Below are 1,687 nucleotides of genomic sequence, written 5' to 3' on the forward strand. Positions count from 1 at the left end.
GGGCTCCTGGCCTTTCTGGCGGAGTACCCCGAGGCCCCTGGGGGGCTCCTCCTCCATGGGGGAGAAGGCGTTTTCCCCTTAGTGGGCCGGGTGGTAGCGCTCCCTGGTGGAGGGTGGTCTGAAGAAGATAGCCAAAATAGGCAGGCCCTCCAAGGCCCCTCCACGGGCTCTGTAACGAAGGGGAGCCGGGCTGGGGATGGCGTGGGCCCTCGAGGTCTGGTACAAGCGGGCACTGAAGGCGCTGGGCTACCGGATGTTGCAGAAACTGCCGGGGGAGGCGGCGGGGCCAAGCGCTCAGGACGTCCTACGGTTTGCAGGGTAAAAGTATCTAAGTTCAGGGGGCTGATACTGTCTTGTCTGTCAAGCCACCCCCTGGGCTAACCGACCGGCGTAGTACTCCCTGAGCCGCCCCATCATCCGCCTGAGGAGCTTGTGGGCCACAGCCACCAACGCCTGCTTCTTCGTTTTTCCCCGCGAGAGCAGGCGTTGGTAGAAGGCCCGCATCTCCGGGTCATGGCGCACCGCTACCAGGGCCCCCATGTAAAGCTTGCGCCGCAAGAGGGGAGGCCCTTTCTTGGAGAGGCGGCTTCTCGCCACGCTCTTCCCCGACTCCTCCCGCTCGGGAATCAGCCCCGCGTAGGAGGCCGCCCTCTTCGCCCGGCCCCAAAGCTCTGGGGGCAAGAGGGCCAGCACCGCCGCCGCCACCTGGGGCCCCACCCCGGGCAGGCCCATCCGCACCTCCGCCTCGGGGAGGGCGGCGAGGAGGGCCTGGATCCTGGCCTCCACCTCCCCAAGAAGCCCCTTCACGCACGCCAGCTCCCTCTGGAGGAGGGCGAGGACCTCCTTGCTCCCCGCCCATTCCGCCGCTTCCATCTGGTTGAGGATGGCCTGCTCCCGCCCGGCCAAATCCTCCCGGTAGCCCACCAGGGCCCTGAGCTCCTGGAGGGCTTCTGGGGGGAGGGTGTAGGCCCGGAGGCTTTCCCGGTAGACCCGGGCGTAGTGGGCGAGGAGGAGGGCGTCCTGGCGGTCGGTCTTGTGGCGCTCCCCCGCGGCCCGGCGGAAGGCGGCCAGGTGGTAGGGGTTGACCAGGGCCACCTGGAGGCCCTTCTCCGCCAGGAGCTTGAGGAGGGGGAGGTGGTAGGCGCCGGTGGGTTCCAGGGCCACCCAGGCGGGGCGGAGGTGGGCGAGGGCGGCGAGGAGGGCTTGGCGGCCTTCAGGGGTGTTGGGGAAGCGGTGGCGGATGGGTTTGGCGGTGCCGGAGACCAGGGCCAGGTCCAGGTGGGGGTTGCTGACGTCCATGCCTGCGCAGAGCATGGTCTTCCTCCCTTGGGTAGACTGAGGGAGGTGGCCACCCGACCCCGTGGGCCTTCCATGTGGATGCGGTCTTTGACGACCGGGATACTGTGCGGCGGGGAGGCCGGGGCGGGTGGCTACCCATCAGCCCCGCGGGCGTGGTGGCCCGGCAACAGGAGCGGTAGGGCCTCCCTCAGGGGGCAAGATACATGGACAGTAACAGTACAGGACTCAGGGACGTACAAGAACCTATATTCGGAAGGGAGGCGGTATGCGTAAGGGTACGCGGTATGGTCTTCTGGCAGGCCTCGCCCTCTTCCTTGCGGCCTGCGGCGGGGGGGCACCACCCCCGGACCTCACCCTCGCCGGGGTGAGCCCGGATAACCCCAGCGTG

At 68.5% G+C, this 1,687-nt stretch carries 1 protein-coding gene; it reads right to left on the reverse strand.

Features of this window, described 5'->3' with window-relative positions; genetic code table 11:
- Positions 1–360: 360 nt before the first annotated feature.
- Positions 361–1,314, reverse strand: coding sequence for an IS110 family transposase (locus H531_RS0112450; RefSeq protein ID WP_022799628.1), 954 nt, complete (start codon positions 1,312–1,314; stop codon positions 361–363).
- Between the last annotated feature and the right edge of the window lie 373 nt (positions 1,315–1,687).

It is taken from the genome of Thermus islandicus DSM 21543, assembly GCF_000421625.1.
Classification (GTDB): Bacteria; Deinococcota; Deinococci; order Deinococcales; family Thermaceae; genus Thermus; species Thermus islandicus.